Genomic DNA, 20113 nt, shown 5'->3' with positions numbered 1-20113 from the left:
GGGTGTCTCCTGCGCTCGTGGCTCACGTGCGATCATAGGGAGGTATTGCATGAGACTGGAAGGAAAAACCGCGATCGTCACAGGGGGCGGTTCGGGATTCGGAGCCGGCATCGTGCGCAAGTTCGCAGCCGAAGGCGCGCGGGTCATGGTGGCTGATATCAACCGGGAGGCGGCCGAGGCCATCGCGGCGGAGGTCGGCGGTATCGCGCAGGTCGTGGACGTCGCGGATCGGGCCAGCGTCAAGGCCATGGGCGGTGCTGCTGCGGCGGCGTTCGGTGACGTCGACATCCTCGTGAACAACGCAGGCATCACCCATCTGCCCAAGCCGATGGAGGAGGTCACGGAGGAGGAGTTCGATCGCGTGCTGGCGGTGAATGCCAAGTCCGTCTACCTGACGGCGGTAGAACTTGTGCCGGCCATGAAGGCACGCGGCGCCGGAGCGATCCTCAATGTTGCCTCCACCGCAGGACTGTCGCCGCGGCCGCGGCTCAACTGGTACAATGCATCGAAGGGCTGGATGGTGACGGCGACCAAGGCGATGGCGGTGGAACTCGCGCCTTCGGGTGTGCGCGTGAACGCCCTCGCTCCGGTCGCCGGTGAAACGCCCTTGTTGTCCTCCTTCCTGGGCGAGGACACGCCGGAAATGCGGGCGAAGTTCCTTTCTACGATCCCTCTTGGACGGTTCTCCACGCCGGAGGACATGGGGAACACGGCGGCGTTCCTCTGTTCGGACGAGGCCAGCATGGTCACCGGGGCCGTGCTGGAGGTCGATGGCGGGCGCTGTATCTGAGCCATGCGTGAGGTCTGCCGCATAGATGTGTATTCCGGCAGCTTTGCCAGCCAGCCGCTGGTCTTCGCCCATCTCGGTGCGGCAATGCCCGGGCTTCGGCTGGACGATGTCGAGGTGATCTGCGGTGTCGATCCGCGGCGGAGGCTGGCGCATGCTTTTCTTGCCGAAGCAGCGGAGGCGGTCGAGGATGCCATGGGGCTGGACGATACATGCGTGCTGATTTTTCCCGATGCAGTGGCAACCATGCCCGGTGCTTTGCCCGATGCCACCGACCTGTTGCGGCACCTCGGCACTTTCGACGGGCATCGCCATCGTCCCGAACCAGAATGAGGAACGCGCCATGCGCCCCGGCAAGACCAACCTGATCACCGATGTGCCCGGCTTGCGGGTTGGCAATGCAAGCGACGCGCGCGTGAAATCCGGGGTGACCGTTCTGCTGGGCGAGGCGCCCTTCACCGCGGCGGTGCACGTCATGGGAGGTGCCCCCGGAACGCGGGAGACCGACCTGCTAGCCCCGGACAAGATGGTGCAGCAGGTCGACGCGCTGGTGCTTTCGGGTGGCTCGGCATTCGGCCTCGATGCGGCGTCCGGCGTGGCGGACGGCTTGCGCAGCATGGGGCGCGGATTTCCCGTGGGCGACCAGATCGTGCCAATCGTGCCCGGCGCCATCCTCTTCGACCTGCTCAATGGCGGCGACAAGGCTTGGGCGACAAACCCCTACAAGGATCTCGGCCGGGCCGCACTGGCGTCAGCGTCGGACCGTTTCGCTCTCGGGACGGAGGGCGCCGGGACCGGTGCGACAACCCGCAGCCTGAAGGGCGGGCTGGGGTCTTCCTCGCTGGTGCTCGACAACGGCATTGCCGTCGGGGCGCTCGTGGCGGTCAATGCGATCGGCAATCCTACCGGTGGGGACGGTGCGGCGTTCTGGGCCGGGTCCTGGGAGTTCGGCGAGGAGTTCGGCGGGCTGGGTCCCGTTACCGACCCACGCCCCGGCGAGGAACCGCAGCTCAAGGAGGGGCAGGCGACCACGATCGCGATTGTCGCGACCGATGCCGCGCTTACGCAGGCCGAGGCGCAGCGCATGGCGACCGCTGCCCATGATGGCATGGCGCGGGCGCTGGTGCCCTCACACACGCCGTTCGACGGCGATCTTGTCTTCGCGGCGGCAACCGGTGCGCGGAAGGTTGAGGATCCGTTGCTGGGCCCGACGGCGCTCGGTCACGCCGCCGCGTGCTGCCTTGCTCGGGCGATTGCGCGTGGAGTCTACCATGCCTCCACTGCGCCGGGAGACCCGGTTCCCACATGGCAGGAGAAATTCGGGACCACGATGGTTTGACAATTGTGCGGCCGGGGGACGTCCGCTAGCGTCCCCCGTGAATTTCCAACGAACGAGATAGAAAATGCTTCGTAAAACCCTTTTGCCCTTTGCACTTGGCGTGTCGCTCTGCGCGCACACGGCCGTCGCCGACGAGTTCCTGGAGACACTCGACGCGGCCCGGGTCGCCTACGAGGATGGGAACATCCAGGACACGCTGGAAGAGCTGGCCTATGCCCAGCAGATCGTGCGCGACATGAAGACCGCCGGCTTCACTGATTTCCTGCCACCCGCCCCCGATGGCTGGACGCGCGAGATCAACACCGACATGGGTGCCGCGATGGCGATGTTCGGCGGCGGCGTCGGTGCCGAAGCGACATATGCCGGCAACGGAGAGAGCTTCAATGTGACGATCATGGCCGACAATGCCATGGTTCAGGGCTTCGCAGGCATGTTGAGCGGTGTTGGACAGCTCATGGGAAAACGGGTGCGCGTCGGAAGCGAGAAGTTCATGAACCAGGACGGTGAGCTGACCGGGCTGGTGGACAACCGCATTCTCGTGCAGGCCAGCGGCGCCGCCGTCGAAGTCATGATCCCGGTGCTGGAGCAGATCGACTTCGAGGCGATGGGCGGTTTCGGACGCTGAACGGGCGACGGAGGTGCCCTGCTTCCTCGGCCAGAAGTCCTGAACCCGGATTGGGACCTTTGCGCCTGTCGATCGGTTGGGGCCAGCTGCACCTAGTCGGTAGAAGCCATTGAAATGGCTTTCAGGACCATCTCGCTCCGGGGATCCTCCAGCGGGTCGATGACATCGAAATGGTGGCATCCATCGGAAATGGAAAGATCGGAGCGATTCCAGACATCGGCCAGCCGGATCGCCTGATCTATGAAGGACTGGCGCTCGGCAGAACCCACGACGATCTGGACCGGGCAGGTGGGCTCCGGGTGCAGGATCGGGCTCTCGGTATCGGCCTCCGCCGCGTCGATCCGGAGATCGGCATTCATTGGGAGCATGATCAACGGGTTGAGGTCGGCCAGCGGCGAGATTGGCAGGATGCCGGAGATCCGCGCGGACACGTCCCGTGGCAGGTCAACGTCCGGGCACAGCATCCGGCAGGTCAGGTGGCCGCCGGCCGAGTGACCCGAGATGATGATCGGTCCGGCGACCTCGGCCGCCATGACCGGCATTGCATGGGCGATGGAGCGGGTGATCTCCGCGATCCGGACCTCCGGGGCAAGCGGATAGGAGGGAATCGCGACCGCCCAGCCATTGCCCAGGAATCCCTTTGCGAGGTGGGACCAGTCCTTTCGACCACTAAGCCGCCAGAAACCACCGTGGATGAAGACCATCAGCCCCTCGGGCGTCCCCTCGGGCAGGAACAAGTCGAATGCCTGGGACGGATGCGGTCCGTAGACCCTGTCGAGACGCTGGCGTGAGGCAGGAAGCGCGGCGCGAAAGGCCTCTGCCGCCGCGGCCCATCTGGGAAAATAGCTGTGCCCGTCGGGGATGAAGTCCGCGTTGTCATAGGCAGTCGGGTCAGTCATTCTCTTGTCTCTCGCGTCTGGGCCGGCAGTGAGTTAAGCATCACCCTCACAGACACGCCAGAGCCATGCAACGGAGGATACCGCGATGCTCGATTCCATGGACAGCCTGAAGGCTCGCCTTTCCGACCCCGATCTTCTCCGGACCCAGGCCTATCTGGGTGGTGAATGGGTGGATGCCGACAGTGGCGAGACCCACGACGTCATAAACCCGGCAAATGGCGGCACGCTGGCCACGGTGCCCCATCTGGGCCGCGCCGAGGTGGCCCGAGCTATTGCGCTGGCCGAGGCCGCACAAAAGGACTGGGCCGCGAGAACGGCCAAGGAACGCGCCGGCATGCTGCGTCGCTGGTACGACCTGATCATGGAGAACCAGGAAGACCTTGCTGTCATCCTCACCGCCGAGATGGGCAAGCCGCTGGCCGAGGCGCGGGGCGAGATCGGCTATGGCGCCTCCTTCATCGAGTGGTTCGCCGAGGAGGCGAAGCGGATTTACGGGGAGACCATTCCTGGCCATCAGGCCGACAAGCGGATTACCGTGATCAAGCAGCCCATTGGGGTTGCGGCCGCGATCACGCCCTGGAACTTCCCCAACGCGATGATTACCCGGAAGGCCGCGCCGGCGCTTGCCGCTGGCTGCGCCTTCATCGTGCGCCCGGCCGAGTCCACCCCGCTGTCCGCGCTGGCACTGGGCGAGCTGGCAGATCGGGCCGGACTGCCGAAGGGGATCCTGTCGGTTGTCACCTCCGGTCATGGCGGCGCCTCCGACATCGGCAAGGAATTCTGCGAGAACCACGCGGTACGCAAGCTGTCCTTCACGGGGTCTACCGCTGTGGGGCGCATCCTGCTGCGGCAGGCGGCCGACCAGGTGATGAAATGCTCGATGGAACTTGGCGGCAACGCGCCCTTTATCGTCTTCGATGACGCCGATGTCGATGCGGCTGTCGAGGGGGCGATCATCTGCAAGTTCCGCAACAATGGTCAGACCTGTGTCTGCGCCAACCGGATCTACGTGCAGGACGGTGTCTATGACGCGTTCGCGAAGAAGCTTGCCGAAAAGCTGGCGACGATGAAGGTCGGCGACGGAATGGAGGACGGCGTGGCCTTCGGTCCGCTTATCAACGAGGCTGCCGTGGCCAAGGTCGAGGAGCATGTTGCCGACGCCGTGGCGAAGGGCGGGACCGTAGCCATGGGCGGTGCGCGCATGGGCAACGACGGGACTTTCTTCGAGCCGACCATCGTGACGGACGCCACCTCCGACATGCTCTTTGCCCACGACGAGACCTTCGGCCCACTGGCGCCACTCTTTCGGTTCACCGACGAGGACGAGGTCATCGCCCTTGCCAACGACACCATCTTCGGGCTGGCCTCCTATTTCTATGCCAAGGATCTGAGCCGTGTGTACAAGGTCGCCGAGGCGCTTGAATATGGCATCGTCGGCGTCAATACAGGGATCATTTCGACCGAGGTTGCGCCCTTCGGCGGCGTGAAGCAGTCCGGGCTTGGCCGCGAAGGCAGCCACCACGGGATCGAGGACTACCTTGAGATGAAGTATATTTGCATGACGGTGTAGCTTTCCGCCGAGCAACGCAATTCCATGTCTTTCCAACGGGCTAGAGGTCGTGCTAGCCTTGCGGTAGATTGCAGGGGTACATTGCCATGAGATTTGGATGGTTGGGTGTTGCGCTGGTAAGCGCGGGCTTGTGTCTGTCGGCCAATGACGGTTCCGCGGCAACTGTGGACACCATTGACGTTGGGACACAGATCTCGACGTTTTCGAACGATGTTCGCGGCTTCTGGTTCACGGCGCCAACGGATTTCTGGATCGTGGGCATAGATGTGCCAACAGATGCCTCATCCGCCAATTTCCATGCCGCAGTCCTGCGGTTGCCTGCCAATCCGCCGTCCTTTCCCAGCGCAACTTCGACCTATGACGTGCTCTATGATGTCCGAAACCAGGCGACAGCGGTGTCGGGGCTGAGCATCGCGGTCTCGTCAGGTGACGTGATCGGGGTTCTGGGCAACCGGGGGGATGTCAACTCCTACGGCAGTGGGCCCTATGTGACATCGATTCTCGGAAACCCGGTGACGCTGAAACGTTTCGGAACCCAGAATCCGCTTTCGTCGCTGTCGTTCAACGTGCCTGTCTGGCGAGAACCCGGCGGCGCCATCAGCCGCGTTTTCCTGACTGTCTCGGACATGGATCCGACCGCGCCGGTTCCGCTTCCTGCCGGGTTTCCGATGCTTCTGGCAGGCGCCGGGGCGCTGCTGGTCCTGCGCCGAAACAGGCGCGCCTGACCGGACAGACCTGCACTACCAGACGGGCGGCGCTTCGGCGCCGTTTTTCGTTGCTGGTGCCGGGTGCATGGCTTCGATACGAGGGGCGCATGAAGATCATCTTTTCGCGGAAAGGCTTTGACAGCGCCTCTGGCGGCGCGCCGTCACCAATTGTCGAGGGACGCCCGGTCAGCCTGCCGATCCCGGCGGAAGGCAACAGTGTGTCGAGCTACGGCGATCTCGGGCTGGGAGATCTCGTCGCGAAAGCCACCCGTGGGCGGCTCGGCGCAGAAGATCTGTGCCATGCGGATCCGTTCTTCCGTGGGGGGCGCTGTGCGTTTGGCCAACATGGCGCCGCCCAAGGCCATCTGCGCAATCAGGGTGTGGGGATCGGCGATACCTTCCTGTTCTTCGGCCTGTTCGCCGATCCCGCGACCGGGGAACGCCATCACCGGATCTTCGGTTTTCTACAGGTCGAGCAGGTTGTGGAACTGGGCCGCCTGCCGGTGCCTGCGGCGCCGATCGGCGGAACGGCACATCCCCATACGCTGGGCGAGTGGGATGCAAACAACGTGCTCTACCTCGGGCAGGGTGGCTGCGCGGGGGATGCATCGGATGCGCTTCGCCTGACGGTTCCGGGCGGGCCTCTGACGCTCTGGGCAATCCCGGAGGCTCTCGCCGGTTGCGGCATGAGCTACCACGCGCGTCCGGACCGTTGGCGTGTGCCGGGTCGGCTCACGGTGGCGGGGCGCTGGCAGGAAGGCGTGGTGGATATCTCCGGCAGTGCGGAGATGCGAACCTGGCTGGCCGAAATCCTCGAACGTCTGGCACCCGGCGCCAGCGGCTGAGCGTGCGGTGGCGTAAATTGTCCCGGCCGCGACATGGCGCCCCTCGCGGCAATCTCGCAGCTTTCATGAAACCGACATGCAAGTGTTACCTGCCTTTCAACCTTTGCCGTCACTGGTGCCCCGGAACTCAAACCGGGGATACCAATGAAGAGACTACTGCTGCTCACTTCTGCCATGGCGCTCGCATCCGGCGCCGCGCAGGCCGAGATGAACTTCAACCGCATCGCATCCTTTGCAACGCCGATGAACATGGCCGCGGGCGAAGACATGGCACGCGAGACCTCGGCAGAAATCATCGCCGCGACTGCGGACGGCATGACGCTGGTCTATACCGACAGCCCGCTGGGCGTCGTGGGCATGATCGACATCACCGATCCGAAGGCACCGCAGCCGCTCGGCAATGTTGCGCTCGATGGCGAGCCGACCTCTGTCGCCATCGTCGGTGGCCGTGCATTCGTGGGCATCAACACGTCCGAGAGCTACACCAGTCCTTCGGGGTACCTGGCGATGATCGACATCGCCTCTGCTGAAATCATCGGCTCCTGCGACCTCGGGGGGCAGCCGGATTCGATCGCCGCGGCCGGGGATGGCTCCTTCATCGCCATTGCGATCGAGAACGAACGCGATGAGGACGCGGGCGACGGCCGCACCGGCCAGATGCCGGCCGGAACCGTGGTTCTGGTGAAGGTGGCGGAAGAGGCTGCCGATTGCGACAGCCTGACGGTCGTGGACGTGACCGGCCTGGCCGAGGTCTCGCCCGAGGATCCCGAACCGGAGTTCGTCGATGTGAACGGCCTTGGCGAGGTGGTCGTGACGATGCAGGAGAACAACCACCTCGTGGTGATCTCCCGGGAGGGCGAGCTGATCGCCGATTTCTCCGCCGGCGCGGTGGATCTGGAGAAGGTCGACATTGCCGAAGAAGGGGCTCTCACCTTCGACGGGGCGCAGATGGGCCGCGTGCGGGAACCGGATGCCGTGAAGTGGCTGGACGACATGCATTTCGTCACCGCCAACGAGGGTGACATGGATGGCGGATCCCGCGGCTGGACGATCTTTCGCAAGGACGGCTCGGTTGTCTATGACAGCGGTCTCGATTTCGAACGCGCCGTGGTGGAGATCGGCCACTATCCAGAGAGACGGTCGGGCAACAAGGGTGTCGAGCCGGAATCGGTCGAGGTCGCAACGTTTGGCGACACGCCCTACATCTTCATCGGCGCGGAGCGTTCTTCTGTTATCGGGGTCTACGACGCCACCGATCCGGAAAATCCCGTGCTCAGGCAGTTGCTGCCGTCGGGCATCGGGCCGGAGGGTTTCATGGCCATCCCCGAGCGCAACCTGCTGGTCTCCGCCAACGAGGTCGATCTGATCGAGGATGGCGGCGTCCGCGCGCATGTCATGATCTACGAACTGGCCGAAGGCGCGGCGCAATACCCGATGCTGACCTCCAGGGGCATCACGCTGGACAACGGCGCGCCCGTCGGCTGGGGCGCGATCTCCGGCCAGGTGGCTGACGCAAAGCTGCCCGGTATTCTCTATGCGGTGAACGACAGTTTCTACAGGCAGCAGCCGACCATCTTCCGGATCGACGCGACGAGCACCCCGGCGAAGATCGTGGACTTCATCCGCGTGACCCGCGACGGGCAACCGGCGCAGAAGCTCGACATGGAGGGTATCACCCTCGATGGTGACGGCGGCTTCTGGATCGCCTCGGAGGGGCGGACGGACCGCGTGATCCCGCATGCGATCTACCGCTTGGGCGCCGATGGCGAGATCCAGCAGGAGATCGGCCTGCCGGCGGAGCTGATGGCGGTTGAGAGACGCTTTGGCTTCGAGGGTATTACGCGGATCGGGGACTCACTCTGGATGGCGGTGCAGCGCGAGTGGAGGGACGACCCGAAAGACCACGTGAAGCTGGTGTCCTACAACACCAAGACGGAGGAATGGGGAGCCGTGCTCTATCCGAAGGCCGCGCCGCAGACCGGGTGGGTTGGCCTTTCCGAGATCGTGGCTCATGGCGACTGGGTCTACGTGATCGAGCGGGACAACCAGATTGGCAAAGCTGCCGTGACCAAGAAGATCTACCGAATTCCAGCCGCGGAGATGGTTCCCGCCCCGCTTGGTGGCACGTTGCAAGTGGTGTCCAAGGAAGAGGTCCGGGACCTTCTGCCGGACCTGCGGCAGCTGAACGGCTACGTTCAGGACAAGGTCGAGGGGCTGGCTATCGACGTGTCCGGTGAGGCATTCGTCTCCACCGACAACGACGGGGTCGACGATCACTCCGGTGAGACGCTGTTCTTCTCAGTCGGCACGTTCCAGTAGGTCTGCCCGGCAGCAGATGTCACCGTCTTCGGGCGTCCGGTCTTTGCGGGCGCCCTCTTTGCTCGCGGCGGGTTTGCCGTCGTCTCGCAGGCAATCCGCAGGAGCGGTCAGAACGCGATTGGGGTTCCGTCGTAGTTCTGGAATGTGCCTGTCGTCTCGGGCGAGAGCGCGTCGAACCGCTCAAGCAGCCCCATTGCAGATTCCTCGACGGAGATATCGGCCGCAGCGCTGCCCATGTCCGTCCGCACCCATCCCGGGTGGTAGATCCCCACGGCGATCCCCTCTGGCGCGAGATCGACCGCGAGATTTCGACCAAGGTTGAGCACTGCCGCCTTCGATGCGCGATAGATATAGCTGCCGCCCGGGGCCCCGGCATCGGAGGCCATCTTCGAGGAGATGATCGCGATCCTGGGGGTGTGCGACAGGCGGAGGTTTGGCAGCAGCGACCGGATCGTCATGAAAACACCGGTGACATTGGTCGCGAAGCTCTGTTCCCATAGAGTCTGCGCGTAGCCGTCCTCCAGCCGGTGTCCCTTGTCGAGAAAGACCCCGGCATTGCAGACGAGCAGATCGACGGGCAGGCCCTCGATCCGCTTTGCCAGCGCCTGCTGGCTGTCGGGAGAGGCAACGTCAAGCCGTTCCCAGCGGATGCCGCGCGCATCGGGTGGCGTGTCCCGGTACGTCCCGATCACATTGCCGGTGGCTGCCAAGGCCGCTGCCATCGAGCGGCCAATACCGCGATTGGCGCCGGTGATCAGGGTGTTGGCGGGCATCAGTTGGTCTTTCGACCGGGGGCAAAGGGCAAGGGCAGGACGGGAATCCCATCATCGATCAGGCTCTTGGCGTCCTTCGCGTTGGCCTCGCCATGGATAGAACGCTTCGGGGCTTCTCCGTCGTGGATTGCGCGCGCTTCGCGGGCAAACTCGGTGCCCACGTAATCGCTGTTTTCTTCGATCTTCTTTCGCAGGTCCGCAACGGTCTGTTCGGCCGGGCTGGCGGGTTTGGAGAGCGGGCGATCCGACACTTCGGGTTGCGCTGTGCTCTCGCCGGAACTCACGTTGGGTGCCATCATTGCCTTCTCCACCTGTGTGGAGCCGCAGACGGCACAGGACACCATGCCGGCGCCGTGGAGCTTTTCGTAGGCATCGGCGGAGGCAAACCAGCTGTCGAAGCGGTGCTTGCTTTCGCAAAGAAGGCTGTAGCGGATCATAGGGTGAGATTTAAGGAAACCGCAGCCGGTTGCAAGACAACTCGGGCCCGCGCAGGGGCCGCACAGTGCCGATCCGGGTCAATTCCTCTGAAAATCACGGGAAGGCGCGATCCCGCCATTGCGTCGCGTAAGAGATAGCGTTCAACGATGCCAGCTAGCAAAGGAACCCTCAGCGGCTCGACTGCGACGAAGATATGCTGCCGGGATGGCTGTTCCTGCCGGCATTCCGGTCGCTGTTTCAAACGATGCTCCGGTCCCCGGCGTGTCAGCGTCTCCCACCTTTTTGCCGGGTTCGATGTTGGGTGGCTGTCTCAACCTGCGGAGGTTCATCGGCCAACCCTTGGGGATGCGCCATCGAAGAACTCGGGGCGAGGTGGACAGGATCCCGACCTTCCTCTTGAAGATACGATTGCGGCGCACCGGGCCGCCGGGCAATCCTGCCTTTTGCTCCATCCGGGGGCAGGGTTGGGCCGACTGGCGTGTGTCTGTGCCCACCACGCTCCCCCGAACCAGCGTGTGGCGCGCGCGACGCGATCCGAATTGCTACAGCAGAGGGGAGGCTAATGCGCTCGTCGCGCTGGTACGGGCGTCTCTGGTGCTCCGCGTTGATGAGCAGATAGGGTGACCTAGCTTGCCACTTGTCAAACGTGGAAGGAAAGCCGTGGAGCAGGTGCCGAGTTTCATCGGGTCGGAGATCTATCGAGGCTCCAGCTATGGTGCGTGGCACCCATTGCGCGTGCCCCGCGTGTCGACCGTCATGGACCTGTGCCGGGCGCTGGGCTGGCTGGACAGAAGCCAGTACCTTACGTCGCCCCGCGCACGTCCTGCGGCGCTGACACACTGGCATGAACCCGAGTACATTTCGGCGCTTCAGCGCGCCGAGGTCCGACAGGCGGTGAGCGATGCGGAGCGGGATCGTTTCGGGCTCGGCACCCATTCCAATCCCGTCTATGCTGAGGTGTTTCGCCGACCGGCGACGGCGGCCGGTGGCTCGCTGCTCGCCGGTGAGCTTCTGGCCAGGGGCGGGGTGGTCCATCATCCGGCTGGTGGGACGCATCACGGGCTTCCCGGGCGCGCCAACGGATTCTGCTACCTCAATGATCCCGTTCTCGGCATGTTGTCGCTGCGGCGCGCGGGGGTACGCAGGATCGCCTATGTGGATATCGACGCGCATCACCCCGACGGTGTGGAACTGGCCTTTGCCGCCGATCCGGACGTGTTGATGATCTCTGTCCACGAGGAGCGCCGCTGGCCCTTCACCGGTGCCCTTGACGCGCGCGCGGGCGGCTCCGCGGTGAACCTGCCGGTGCCGGCCGGGTTCAATGACACGGAAATGGCACTGGTGCGCGAGACGCTGATCCTGCCGTTGGTCGAGCGGTTCCGCGCAGACGCCATCGTGCTGCAATGCGGTGCCGATGCGGTGGAGGAAGACCCGCTGTCCCATCTGGCCCTTTCCAACAATGCCCACTGGGCAGTCGTTGCGGCCCTGCGCTCGTTGGCGCCACGCTACCTCGTTCTGGGCGGCGGCGGGTACAATCCGTGGTCGGTGGGGCGCCTTTGGAGCGGAGTTTGGGCGGTGTTGAACGGTCTGGAGATCCCTGACCGCCTGCCACCTACCGCAGAGGTCGTGATGCGAAACCTCCGGTGGGATGGAAACCGGCGCGGGAAATCCCCGCCGGAACACTGGTTCACAACGCTGCGCGATACGCCTCGCGACGGGGCGATCCGCGACGACGTGCGAGCCCGCCTTGCCGTCCTGCGACACCGGGAGGGGCTCTCGTGACGCGGGGCGGCAGGATCGGCCACGCCGCAGAGGTCCTGTTGCGCCGCCATCAATGCGTGGTGGAAGCCAGAGTTGCCGTGACAGGGCTCGCGACGGTCTGGAAAGTGCGCGGACCGTCCGGACCTGCCGCGTTGAAGCTCTACCACGGCGGGGACATGCGCAACGAGAGCCACGGCTTCGATTTGCTGGCGGCGCTGGACGGTCGCGGTGTGGCGCGGCTCCTCGACCGCGAACCGGGTCTGGCGCTCTTGGAGTGGCTGGAGGGGCCATCGCTCGGGGATCTCGTTCGGGACGGGCAGGACGATGTGGCGAGTGAACACCTGCTTGATGTTGCCCGACAGCTCCATTCCGGGCCGATGGATCTTCCGGAGCCGCTGCCGACGCTGGAGGCGTGGTTCAGCGCGCTGTTTGCATTGCGCATGACCTCCGATTGCCCGTCCGAACTACGCGGCGATATCGGACGGGCGCAGGCGATTGCACGCGGGTTGCTGGCGTCTCCTCGGGATGTGACACCACTGCACGGCGACCTGCACCATGACAACATCCGAATGGGCGCGCGGGGATGGCTGGCTTTCGATGCAAAGGGTGTGATCGGCGATCGCGGGTACGAGCTGGCCAACGCTTTCCGAAACCCGGTCGGTGCCGATGACCTGATCCGCCAACCCGATCGCATTCGGCGACTGGCCGACCTCTGGTCGGTCGGGTTCGGCGTGGACCGCGGGAGGTTGTTGAAATGGGCGGCGGCCAAAGCGGCGTTGTCCATGGCCTGGTCGAGCGGCGGGCACCTCGGCAAGCATGAAGAGGCAGACATCCTGTCGATCCTGCTCGAAATCAGCGAGGCGGACGTGCCACTTACGCGGTCGTGACTGGCCTACGGGCCGTTGGCCGGGGTCAGGTGCGCCGGTCGAATTTCGTGGACAGATGGATCAGGGATTCGGTGTCGCGGACGCCCGGGATTGCACCGATGGCATCCAGCGTTTCATCGAGTTCCTGCGTGGTTTCACCCACGATCAGCAACACCATGTCCATGCGCCCGGTCGTCGTGTAGCAGGCTTCTACCGCTCGCATCGGGCGCAACCGTTGCAGAACGGACGCCGTGCTGCGGGGCTCCACATGGATCAGCACGGTTGCACGAATGCGCCGCCGTTCGACCGCCTCACCCAGCCGGATCGTATAGCCGGCGATGACGCCGGTGCGTTCGAGGCGCTCGATCCGTGCCTGAAGCGTCGAACGGGCGATCCCCAGTTTCCGGGCCAGTTGCGCGGTCGGGGTGGAGCTGTCCGCGGCCAGCGCCGAGATGAGGTTTTGGTCGAGCTCGTCCATCTTTCTGACTCGTTTTTCGTCATTTTGACGTAAATATTCGTTGTTTCAATCGAATTGTCCGGGCGTATCAACCAAAGTTTGCGTCATACTGTATGCAGGACGCGCCCGATGGTGGGTGCAGGAGTGAAAACGCGCATTCTGAACGGACCCGCGACCCGGGTGCCGACGGGTGCCTTGTTGGCAGGAGGACAGCCAATGGGGATGTCGAAAACGATCTGGAACTCACCGGCCGAATACATCCGCGCCCATCCCGATGGCGGGCCGGTTCTTTTCTTCGTTCCGGCTGTTCTGCAACAGACCGCACGGCGGTTTCTCGGGGGATTTCCCGGGTTCGTCACCTATGCGGTGAAGGCCAATCCCGATCCGATCGTGTTGCAGAACCTCGTCGCGGCCGGGATCTCCGGGTTCGATGTCGCCTCCGTGCCGGAAATCGAGCTGCTCAGGGCCCAGGCACCAGATGCCGTTTTGCATTTCAACAACCCGGTTCGGTCCAGGGCAGAGATCTCGCGGGCTGTCACCCTTGGTGTGCGCTCCTTCAGCGTGGAAGCGCGCAGCGAGTTGGAGAAGCTGGTGGCGCAAGTGCCGGCCGGGGCGGAAGTGTCGGTGCGGATCGCGCTGCCTGTGGCGGGCGCGGCCTATGATTTCGGGTCGAAGTTCGGCGCCTCGGCGGCTCTTGCCCGAGATCTGCTGCGGCGGGTGGAGGCGGCGGGGTTCGTCCCGTCAATGACGTTTCACCCGGGCACGCAATGCATGGGCGCGGACGCCTGGGAGGCCTATATCCGCGAGGCAGCGGAGATCGCGCGCGCAGCGGGCGTGCGGCTTCGCCGGCTGAATGTGGGCGGTGGCTTTCCCGCGCGGCGCAAAGTTGCGGAACTGCCCGACCTGGAACGGATCTTCGCGCGTATCGGACAGGTCACGCGAGAAGCCTTTGGCCCCGATGCCCCGGCGCTGGTCTGCGAGCCCGGCCGGGCGATGGTGGCGGAGAGTTTCTCGCTGGCGACGCGCGTCCGGGCGGTGCGGGACGGCGCGGATGTGTTCCTCGACGATGGTGTCTATGGCGGTTTGATGGAGTTCCCCCAGATTGGCGCGACCGATCGCTACGAGGTTCGCAACACCGATGGGGCGTTGCGACGTGGCGCGGCGGTAGCGCGGATTGTGTTCGGGCCGACGTGCGATTCCATCGACCGGCTGCCGGGAACGCTGCGGCTACCGGGAAACATTGCTGAGGGCGACGTGATGATCTTTCACGGCATGGGGGCCTATTCGACGGCAATGGGAACCCGGTTCAACGGCTTTGGCAACCTTGAGGTGGTGACGGTCCTGGCCTTGTCGTGACGCGGATCCCGCTCCGAGGTCAGGCCGAAGCGTTCCCGGCGGGACACGATTTCGGGGGTTGGGTTTCATTGCACTGGTAGCAGGGCTGGACCTGTCCCAGATCTGTGGCAGGATAGGCTCATGCGAGGAGTGGTGTAATGAGGCGGCACGGACGGACAGAGCGGGGAGCAATCCCATGCGCCTGACCCGTCAGTTCATGGCTTGGACCCGCCTTCGCCGAAGTCGAAAGCACCGCCATTCACGGACGCCGTCGCACAAGCGTGGTGCCGTCACCCACGTGGTGATCCTCGACGGGACGATGTCGTCGCTTCAGCAAGGCGAGGAGACCAACGCCGGGCGCACCTATCGGCTGCTGGCGGAGGAGGGACCGCGCGCGGGGCTCTCGCTGTTCTACGAGGCGGGGTTGCAGTGGCGCGATTGGCCAACCACCCACCATGTGCTGATGGGGCGCGGGCTGAACCGCCAGATCAGGCGCGCCTATGGTTTTCTGGCCTCGCGTTATCGACCTGGCGACCGGATCTTCCTCTTTGGCTATTCCCGGGGCGCCTTCGCGGTTCGCTCCCTGGCCGGGGTGATCGACCAGATCGGGCTCCTGCAGGCGCGGCACGCGACGGAACGCAATGTGCGGCTCGCGTATCGTCACTACGAGTGCGGGCCGAACAGCGAATCTGCCGAACTGTTTGCGGAGCGGTTCTGTCACCGCGACGTGCCCATCGAGATGATTGGCGTCTGGGATACGGTCAAGGCGCTGGGGCTTCGTATCCCGCTGGTCTGGCGGTTGACGGAGCCGACCCATGCCTTTCACAACCATTCACTGGGGGCGCATGTGCGGCGCGGGTATCACGCGCTCGCACATGACGAGACCCGCCTCGCCTTCGAACCGGTTCTGTGGGAGACGCGCCCGGAGAGCCAGGGCGTGGTCGAGCAACGCTGGTTTCCCGGCGCTCACGGCGATGTCGGTGGGCAGCTCGGTGGCTTTGAGGACGCAAGGCCGCTGGCGAATGTGCCGCTGGTCTGGATGCTGGAGAATGCGGAAGCCGCCGGGCTGGAGTTCCCCGAAGGTTGGCGTGCGCGGTTCCCGCGGGATGTGACCGCGCCATCAGTCGGCACGTTCCGAGGATTTGCCAAGATGTTCTGGCTCCGAACGCGCCGTCGCGTCGGCAGCGATCCGTCGGAGACCTTCCATCCGGTCATCGACCGCCAGGCAGATCTCGCGCGGGCCGCGACCGCCGGATAGTGCCGCCGGGCGGCTCCCGTCCGTCGTCAACGGATCAGGGATCCATCTCCTCCCGTTGGGCCGGGCGCGCTTCGCGCGCAGTGCCGGATGGAAACGACGGGCATTCCCCGCAGGCTGCGATTGAGGCTTCCACGCCGAGTGGTGTTCCGCAAGGAAGATTCCCGATCGGGGTAGCTCGCATACGTGACCGGGCGAATGGGCCAACGGGTCCGAATTCAGACTGGCCCAATTCGGCTCCCAGCCGGCTTGCGTGCGTCGCGCTTCCGGCCATGGCAAGGTGCTCTCCCGATCGCCCAACAAAGGTGGACGCGCAGCACGAAGGCTCCTGTATCAGGCCTTCAATCGGTAGCCGCTGCGCATCCAGGACCAACACAGCGCCGTGACGGCGGCTGTGGTGACAAGGAGTACGGCGAATCCGAGCAACGGGGAGCTGTCGGAGATCCCCAGCACCGCAAACCGTACCCCATCGATGAGGTAGAACATCGGGTTCCAGTGTAGCAGGGCCTGCATCGCCGGCGGTGCGGCTTCGACCGAGTAGAACGTGCCAGACAGGAACGCCATTGGTGTGACGATGAAATTGGTGATCGCTGCCATCTGGTCGAACTTGTTGGCGAAGGTCGCGGCCACCATGCCAAGCGCACTCATCAACGCGGCGCCCAGCGTGATGAAGGCGAGCGCCAGCAGCGGGGATTGCACCGTGATACCGAGCATGGGCAGGACCAGCAACCCGATTGGCAACGCCACGAAGAGCCCGCGCCCGACACCTCCGGCGATGTAGCCAGCCACGAGTTCCCCGGCCGACAGGGGCGGCATCAGGGTATCCACGATGTTTCCCTGGACCTTTGACACGAGGATCGAGCTGGAGGTGTTGGCAAAGGCATTCTGGATAACCGTCATGGTCAGGATGCCCGGCGCGATGAACTGAAGGAATCCCACGCCCATCACGTCGCCGCGGCTGGGGCCGATGGCGATGGAGAAGATCGCCAGGAACAACCCCGCCGTGACAAGCGGCGCCAGCACCGTCTGCATCCAGACGGTCAGGAAACGCCGCATCTCGCGCACGATCAGGGTCCACAGACCCAGCCAGTTGAACCGGCCAAAGCGGCGCACGCCCATGTCCGGAAAGCCTGTCGTCTGGTCCGTCATCTGTCTCATCCCACCAACTGCCGTTGCGCCTGCTTGTAACCCCGGATGGGGAGACATAGAATAGAAGAAACCTGAAAGCGAGGGCGGCGCCGGGTCTCATTCCCGGAGGCGCCCTTCATGTGTTGGAGATGGTCGATGTCCTGGACCGAAGAGCGTGTCGAGATCCTCAAGAAGATGTGGGGCGAAGGCCAGAGTGCCAGCCAGATCGCAAAGGAGCTGGGCGGGGTTACCCGCAACGCGGTGATCGGCAAGGTGCATCGCCTCGGTCTGTCGAACCGGACCACTGGCGCGGCGGCCGCGGAGAAGCCGAAGGCCGAGGCCGCACCGGAGAAGCCGAAGGCAGAGGCCAAGCCCAAGCCCGTGAAAGACGCGCCGAAGCCGGAAGCCAAGCCGGAGCCGGTCGCTGCCGCGGAGCCGGAACCCGCCAGCGAGGCGCCTGTCGTCCCGGCCCGCCGTCAGATCATCCCGGCCGGCCAGCCGCTGCCGCCGCAGCCGTCCGCCAATGAAATCAGCCCCGAGGCGCTGGCGTCCGTTCGCGAGGTCGAGAAAAAGGCGCGCAAGTTGAGCCTGATGGACCTGACCGAGCGCACCTGCAAATGGCCGATCGGCGACCCCGCGACAGAAGAGTTCTGGTTCTGCGGCCTGCCGGTGCAGGCGGGAAAACCCTATTGCGAGGCGCATGTCGGCGTTGCCTTCCAGCCGATGTCCTCGCGCAGGGATCGCCGCCGCTAGGCACTCTCGACCAGATTTGAATCAACGAGTACCCGTGGCATGCGTCGCGGGTTTTCTGGTTTTCTGTGGATCTCTCAGTTGGAGATCCGGCGGTCGGGGCCATTGACATTCAGCCGTGCCGTTTCCGAAAAGGGGAATGACCCTCGCAATCGAAGGACCGTCTCCTTCATTCCGCCGTCGCCATGTAGTGGCCGGGTTCGCAATCCTACAGCCTGGGCAGGTTTTCGCGGCAAGCGGCGTCCGAATGGGGGCGTTGATTCCGGTTGGCTTTCTGACAACAAGCCACTCCGGGCAGGGTCCATGGCTGGCCGTGACCTGTCCGCCCCCAGCCGCCGAGCGCGTGAGCATTGTAGATCGGATGTACGCGGATGCCCCGCGCTGCCACGGTCGAATTTGCACGTACCGCGCGATCAACCTTCCGCTCTGTGCACCTGCGCAGAGGTCTGTGCATTGGCCTGTCGCGACATTCGCGCTAGGGACAGAAGGGAACAGGAAGGACATTTCGTGACGGCAATCATTTCGATCAAGGGGCTGGAAAAGACCTACGCGGATGGTTTCGAGGCCCTGAAGGGCGTCGACCTGGACATCCACGAGGGTGAGATTCTTGCGCTGCTGGGACCTAACGGCGCGGGCAAGACCACGCTCATCTCTACGGTCTGCGGTCTGGTCACGCCCTCCGCCGGGCAGATTTCCGTCGGTGGCCACGATATCGCCAGCGAGTTCCGCGCGGCCCGTTCGCTCATTGGGCTGGTGCCGCAGGAAATCACCATCGAGCCCTTCGAGAAGGTCATCAACACCGTGCGGTTCTCCCGCGGGCTTTTTGGCAAACGGCGGGACGACGCGCATATCGAGAAGGTGCTGCGCTCGCTGTCGCTCTGGGAAAAACGAAACAACCGCAACCAGGAGCTTTCCGGCGGCATGAAGCGCCGCGTACTGATCGCCAAGGCACTGAGCCACGAACCGCGCGTGCTTTTCCTCGACGAGCCCACGGCCGGGGTCGATGTCACCCTTCGCCGGGAGATGTGGGAACTTGTGCGCCAGCTTCGTGCCGACGGTGTGATCATCATTCTGACTACGCATTATATCGAGGAGGCCGAGGAAATGGCCGACCGGATCGGCGTCATCGACCACGGCAGGCTTCTGCTGGTTGAGGAAAAGCAGAAGCTGCTCCACCAGCTTGGCCGCAAGGAACTCCTGCTGGAGCTCGCCGAGCCGCTGGATGAGGTGCCCGGGAGCCTCGCGGAATACGACCTTGAGCTTTCCGATGACCGGCTGCACCTGACATACGAATTTGACGCCCATGCCGAACGCACGGGGATGACACGGTTGATGGGGGCCATTTCCGAAGCAGGACTGAGCCTGAAGGACCTATCCACGCGGCAAAGCTCGCTTGAGGACGTGTTCCTGAAACTGGTTCAGGACGGTCGGGCAACGGCAGAGGAGGGCGCGGAATGAACTGGCAGGCGATCTTCTCCATCTATCGCTACGAGATGAACCGGACCTTCCGCACCATCGCGCAGTCGATCGTTTCCCCTGTGCTGTCCACGGTGCTGTATTTCGTGGTCTTCGGCTCCGCCATCGGGCAGCGCATCGACACCGTCGAGGGCATCGACTACGGCGCGTTCATCGTGCCCGGCCTTGTCATGCTGACCCTGTTGCAGCAATCGGTCACCAACGCCTCTTTCGGGATCTATTTTCCGAAATTCATCGGCACGATATACGAGCTGCTTTCCGCGCCGCTCTCCTTCATCGAGATCGTGATTGGCTATGTCGGCGCGGCAGCCAGCAAGGCGCTGATGATCGCGGCAATCATCCTGATCACCTCCACCTTCTTCGTGGACCTGCAGATTGCGCACCCGTTCTGGATGCTTGCCTTTCTTGTGCTGACAGCGGTGAGTTTCGCCCTTCTGGGCTTCATCATCGGCATCTGGGCAGGGAACTTCGAACAGCTTCAGTTGATCCCGCTGCTGGTCATCACGCCGCTGGTTTTCCTTGGTGGCGCGTTCTACTCGGTGTCCATGCTGCCGCCGGGCTGGCAGACAGTGACGCAGTTCAACCCGGTCCTCTATCTGATTTCCGGCTTTCGCTGGTCCTTCTTCGGAGTGGCGGATGTGCCGGTCGGTATCTCCATCGCCGCGATCTGCGTGTTCCTCGCGATCTGCATCGCGGTGATCTGGGCGATCTTCCGCACCGGCTGGCGGATCAAACCCTAGGACCCGTCGCGTCGCCCGGGACCGGGGCGTCACGGACACAAGT

Annotated in this window: 20 protein-coding genes; 15 read left to right on the top strand and 5 right to left on the bottom strand. The window is 64.2% G+C overall.

Annotated elements, in window-relative coordinates:
- Nucleotides 1–49 precede the first annotated feature (49 nt).
- The 4 genes from CLV78_RS08795 to CLV78_RS08780 all read left to right on the top strand — a co-directional run bounded on the left by CLV78_RS08795 (nucleotide 50) and on the right by CLV78_RS08780 (nucleotide 2751).
- Nucleotides 50–790 carry a glucose 1-dehydrogenase gene (locus tag CLV78_RS08795; protein WP_106204397.1) on the top strand — a complete coding sequence of 247 codons (741 nt, stop codon included), beginning with the start codon at nucleotides 50–52 and terminating at the stop codon, nucleotides 788–790.
- A gap of 3 nt (nucleotides 791–793) precedes the next feature.
- A complete protein-coding gene (locus tag CLV78_RS08790; RefSeq protein ID WP_106204396.1) occupies nucleotides 794–1120 on the top strand; it encodes a hypothetical protein in 327 nt (108 codons plus the stop codon).
- 10 nt (nucleotides 1121–1130) lie between these two features.
- Complete coding sequence (locus tag CLV78_RS08785; protein WP_106204395.1) at nucleotides 1131–2126, top strand: P1 family peptidase; 996 nt, start codon at nucleotides 1131–1133, stop codon at nucleotides 2124–2126.
- A gap of 64 nt (nucleotides 2127–2190) precedes the next feature.
- Nucleotides 2191–2751 carry a hypothetical protein gene (locus CLV78_RS08780; RefSeq protein WP_106204394.1) on the top strand — a complete coding sequence of 187 codons (561 nt, stop codon included), beginning with the start codon at nucleotides 2191–2193 and terminating at the stop codon, nucleotides 2749–2751.
- A gap of 92 nt (nucleotides 2752–2843) precedes the next feature.
- Here CLV78_RS08780 and CLV78_RS08775 read toward each other — a convergent pair whose 3' ends face one another.
- Complete coding sequence (locus CLV78_RS08775) at nucleotides 2844–3650, bottom strand: alpha/beta hydrolase (protein WP_106204393.1); 807 nt, start codon at nucleotides 3648–3650, stop codon at nucleotides 2844–2846.
- Between the two features lie 85 nt (nucleotides 3651–3735).
- Here CLV78_RS08775 and CLV78_RS08770 point away from each other — a divergent pair, with 85 nt between their 5' ends.
- The 4 genes from CLV78_RS08770 (at nucleotide 3736) to CLV78_RS08755 (ending at nucleotide 9091) form a co-directional block, all read left to right on the top strand.
- Nucleotides 3736–5220, top strand: a complete 1485-nt coding sequence (locus CLV78_RS08770) for an NAD-dependent succinate-semialdehyde dehydrogenase (protein WP_106204392.1) — start codon at nucleotides 3736–3738, stop codon at nucleotides 5218–5220.
- An 86-nt stretch (nucleotides 5221–5306) separates the two neighbouring features.
- Nucleotides 5307–5945: a VPLPA-CTERM sorting domain-containing protein gene (locus CLV78_RS08765; RefSeq protein WP_146136669.1), complete on the top strand. Its 639-nt coding sequence runs from the start codon at nucleotides 5307–5309 to the stop codon at nucleotides 5943–5945.
- Nucleotides 5946–6034: 89 nt separating this feature from the next.
- Nucleotides 6035–6772 carry an Nmad3 family putative nucleotide modification protein gene (locus tag CLV78_RS08760; RefSeq protein WP_106204390.1) on the top strand — a complete coding sequence of 246 codons (738 nt, stop codon included), beginning with the start codon at nucleotides 6035–6037 and terminating at the stop codon, nucleotides 6770–6772.
- A gap of 144 nt (nucleotides 6773–6916) precedes the next feature.
- Nucleotides 6917–9091: an esterase-like activity of phytase family protein gene (locus tag CLV78_RS08755; protein ID WP_106204389.1), complete on the top strand. Its 2175-nt coding sequence runs from the start codon at nucleotides 6917–6919 to the stop codon at nucleotides 9089–9091.
- A 107-nt stretch (nucleotides 9092–9198) separates the two neighbouring features.
- On the opposite strand, the gene CLV78_RS08750 is transcribed toward CLV78_RS08755, so the two are convergent.
- On the bottom strand, nucleotides 9199–9864 hold the full coding sequence (locus tag CLV78_RS08750; RefSeq protein WP_106204388.1) for an SDR family oxidoreductase: 666 nt from the start codon (nucleotides 9862–9864) through the stop codon (nucleotides 9199–9201).
- Complete coding sequence (locus CLV78_RS08745) at nucleotides 9864–10301, bottom strand: DUF1178 family protein (protein ID WP_106204387.1); 438 nt, start codon at nucleotides 10299–10301, stop codon at nucleotides 9864–9866. Before CLV78_RS08745 ends, CLV78_RS08750 begins: the two co-directional genes overlap by 1 nt.
- A 631-nt stretch (nucleotides 10302–10932) precedes the next feature.
- Here CLV78_RS08745 and CLV78_RS08740 point away from each other — a divergent pair.
- Nucleotides 10933–12084 (top strand): acetoin utilization protein AcuC, encoded by a 1152-nt coding sequence (locus CLV78_RS08740; RefSeq protein ID WP_245924882.1) that lies wholly within the window; start codon nucleotides 10933–10935, stop codon nucleotides 12082–12084.
- Complete coding sequence (locus CLV78_RS08735; RefSeq protein WP_158263491.1) at nucleotides 12081–12950, top strand: aminoglycoside phosphotransferase family protein; 870 nt, start codon at nucleotides 12081–12083, stop codon at nucleotides 12948–12950. Before CLV78_RS08740 ends, CLV78_RS08735 begins: the two co-directional genes overlap by 4 nt.
- A 25-nt stretch (nucleotides 12951–12975) precedes the next feature.
- On the opposite strand, the gene CLV78_RS08730 is transcribed toward CLV78_RS08735, so the two are convergent.
- Nucleotides 12976–13407, bottom strand: coding sequence for an Lrp/AsnC family transcriptional regulator (locus tag CLV78_RS08730; protein ID WP_106204384.1), 432 nt, complete (start codon nucleotides 13405–13407; stop codon nucleotides 12976–12978).
- Nucleotides 13408–13602: 195 nt separating this feature from the next.
- On the opposite strand from CLV78_RS08730, the gene CLV78_RS08725 reads away from it, so the two are divergent.
- Nucleotides 13603–14742, top strand: coding sequence for a type III PLP-dependent enzyme (locus CLV78_RS08725; RefSeq protein WP_106204383.1), 1140 nt, complete (start codon nucleotides 13603–13605; stop codon nucleotides 14740–14742).
- Between the two features lie 175 nt (nucleotides 14743–14917).
- Nucleotides 14918–15979, top strand: coding sequence for a DUF2235 domain-containing protein (locus CLV78_RS08720; protein WP_106204382.1), 1062 nt, complete (start codon nucleotides 14918–14920; stop codon nucleotides 15977–15979).
- 330 nt (nucleotides 15980–16309) lie between these two features.
- On the opposite strand, the gene CLV78_RS08715 is transcribed toward CLV78_RS08720, so the two are convergent.
- A complete protein-coding gene (locus CLV78_RS08715; RefSeq protein ID WP_245924881.1) occupies nucleotides 16310–17125 on the bottom strand; it encodes an ABC transporter permease in 816 nt (271 codons plus the stop codon).
- 135 nt (nucleotides 17126–17260) lie between these two features.
- Between CLV78_RS08715 and CLV78_RS08710 the strand changes: the two genes are divergently transcribed.
- The 3 genes from CLV78_RS08710 (at nucleotide 17261) to CLV78_RS08700 (ending at nucleotide 20070) form a co-directional block, all read left to right on the top strand.
- Nucleotides 17261–17857 carry a GcrA family cell cycle regulator gene (locus CLV78_RS08710; RefSeq protein ID WP_106204381.1) on the top strand — a complete coding sequence of 199 codons (597 nt, stop codon included), beginning with the start codon at nucleotides 17261–17263 and terminating at the stop codon, nucleotides 17855–17857.
- A gap of 504 nt (nucleotides 17858–18361) precedes the next feature.
- Entirely contained in the window at nucleotides 18362–19312 is a 951-nt protein-coding gene (locus CLV78_RS08705) for an ABC transporter ATP-binding protein (RefSeq protein WP_106204380.1), read from the top strand.
- Complete coding sequence (locus tag CLV78_RS08700; RefSeq protein ID WP_106204379.1) at nucleotides 19309–20070, top strand: ABC transporter permease; 762 nt, start codon at nucleotides 19309–19311, stop codon at nucleotides 20068–20070. Before CLV78_RS08705 ends, CLV78_RS08700 begins: the two co-directional genes overlap by 4 nt.
- Nucleotides 20071–20113: the final 43 nt, after the last annotated feature.

This window comes from Aliiruegeria haliotis (assembly GCF_003003255.1).
Classification (GTDB): Bacteria; Pseudomonadota; Alphaproteobacteria; order Rhodobacterales; family Rhodobacteraceae; genus Tropicimonas; species Tropicimonas haliotis.
The sequence above is the reverse complement of the archived record's forward strand: the minus strand, read 5'-3'. Positions and strand labels throughout refer to the sequence as shown.

What these genes read in the sequence shown, in the direction of transcription:
- CLV78_RS08730 (WP_106204384.1), bottom strand. Translation starts at nt 13,407, where the DNA reads ATGGACGAGCTCGACCAAAACCTCATCTCGGCGCTGGCCGCGGACAGC.
- CLV78_RS08720 (WP_106204382.1), top strand. Translation starts at nt 14,918, where the DNA reads ATGCGCCTGACCCGTCAGTTCATGGCTTGGACCCGCCTTCGCCGAAGT.
- CLV78_RS08785 (WP_106204395.1), top strand. Translation starts at nt 1,131, where the DNA reads ATGCGCCCCGGCAAGACCAACCTGATCACCGATGTGCCCGGCTTGCGG.
- CLV78_RS08715 (WP_245924881.1), bottom strand. Translation starts at nt 17,125, where the DNA reads ATGACGGACCAGACGACAGGCTTTCCGGACATGGGCGTGCGCCGCTTT.
- CLV78_RS08700 (WP_106204379.1), top strand. Translation starts at nt 19,309, where the DNA reads ATGAACTGGCAGGCGATCTTCTCCATCTATCGCTACGAGATGAACCGG.
- CLV78_RS08750 (WP_106204388.1), bottom strand. Translation starts at nt 9,864, where the DNA reads ATGCCCGCCAACACCCTGATCACCGGCGCCAATCGCGGTATTGGCCGC.
- CLV78_RS08770 (WP_106204392.1), top strand. Translation starts at nt 3,736, where the DNA reads ATGCTCGATTCCATGGACAGCCTGAAGGCTCGCCTTTCCGACCCCGAT.
- CLV78_RS08780 (WP_106204394.1), top strand. Translation starts at nt 2,191, where the DNA reads ATGCTTCGTAAAACCCTTTTGCCCTTTGCACTTGGCGTGTCGCTCTGC.
- CLV78_RS08775 (WP_106204393.1), bottom strand. Translation starts at nt 3,650, where the DNA reads ATGACTGACCCGACTGCCTATGACAACGCGGACTTCATCCCCGACGGG.
- CLV78_RS08765 (WP_146136669.1), top strand. Translation starts at nt 5,307, where the DNA reads ATGAGATTTGGATGGTTGGGTGTTGCGCTGGTAAGCGCGGGCTTGTGT.
- CLV78_RS08790 (WP_106204396.1), top strand. Translation starts at nt 794, where the DNA reads ATGCGTGAGGTCTGCCGCATAGATGTGTATTCCGGCAGCTTTGCCAGC.
- CLV78_RS08710 (WP_106204381.1), top strand. Translation starts at nt 17,261, where the DNA reads ATGTCCTGGACCGAAGAGCGTGTCGAGATCCTCAAGAAGATGTGGGGC.
- CLV78_RS08795 (WP_106204397.1), top strand. Translation starts at nt 50, where the DNA reads ATGAGACTGGAAGGAAAAACCGCGATCGTCACAGGGGGCGGTTCGGGA.
- CLV78_RS08760 (WP_106204390.1), top strand. Translation starts at nt 6,035, where the DNA reads ATGAAGATCATCTTTTCGCGGAAAGGCTTTGACAGCGCCTCTGGCGGC.
- CLV78_RS08745 (WP_106204387.1), bottom strand. Translation starts at nt 10,301, where the DNA reads ATGATCCGCTACAGCCTTCTTTGCGAAAGCAAGCACCGCTTCGACAGC.
- CLV78_RS08755 (WP_106204389.1), top strand. Translation starts at nt 6,917, where the DNA reads ATGAAGAGACTACTGCTGCTCACTTCTGCCATGGCGCTCGCATCCGGC.
- CLV78_RS08725 (WP_106204383.1), top strand. Translation starts at nt 13,603, where the DNA reads ATGGGGATGTCGAAAACGATCTGGAACTCACCGGCCGAATACATCCGC.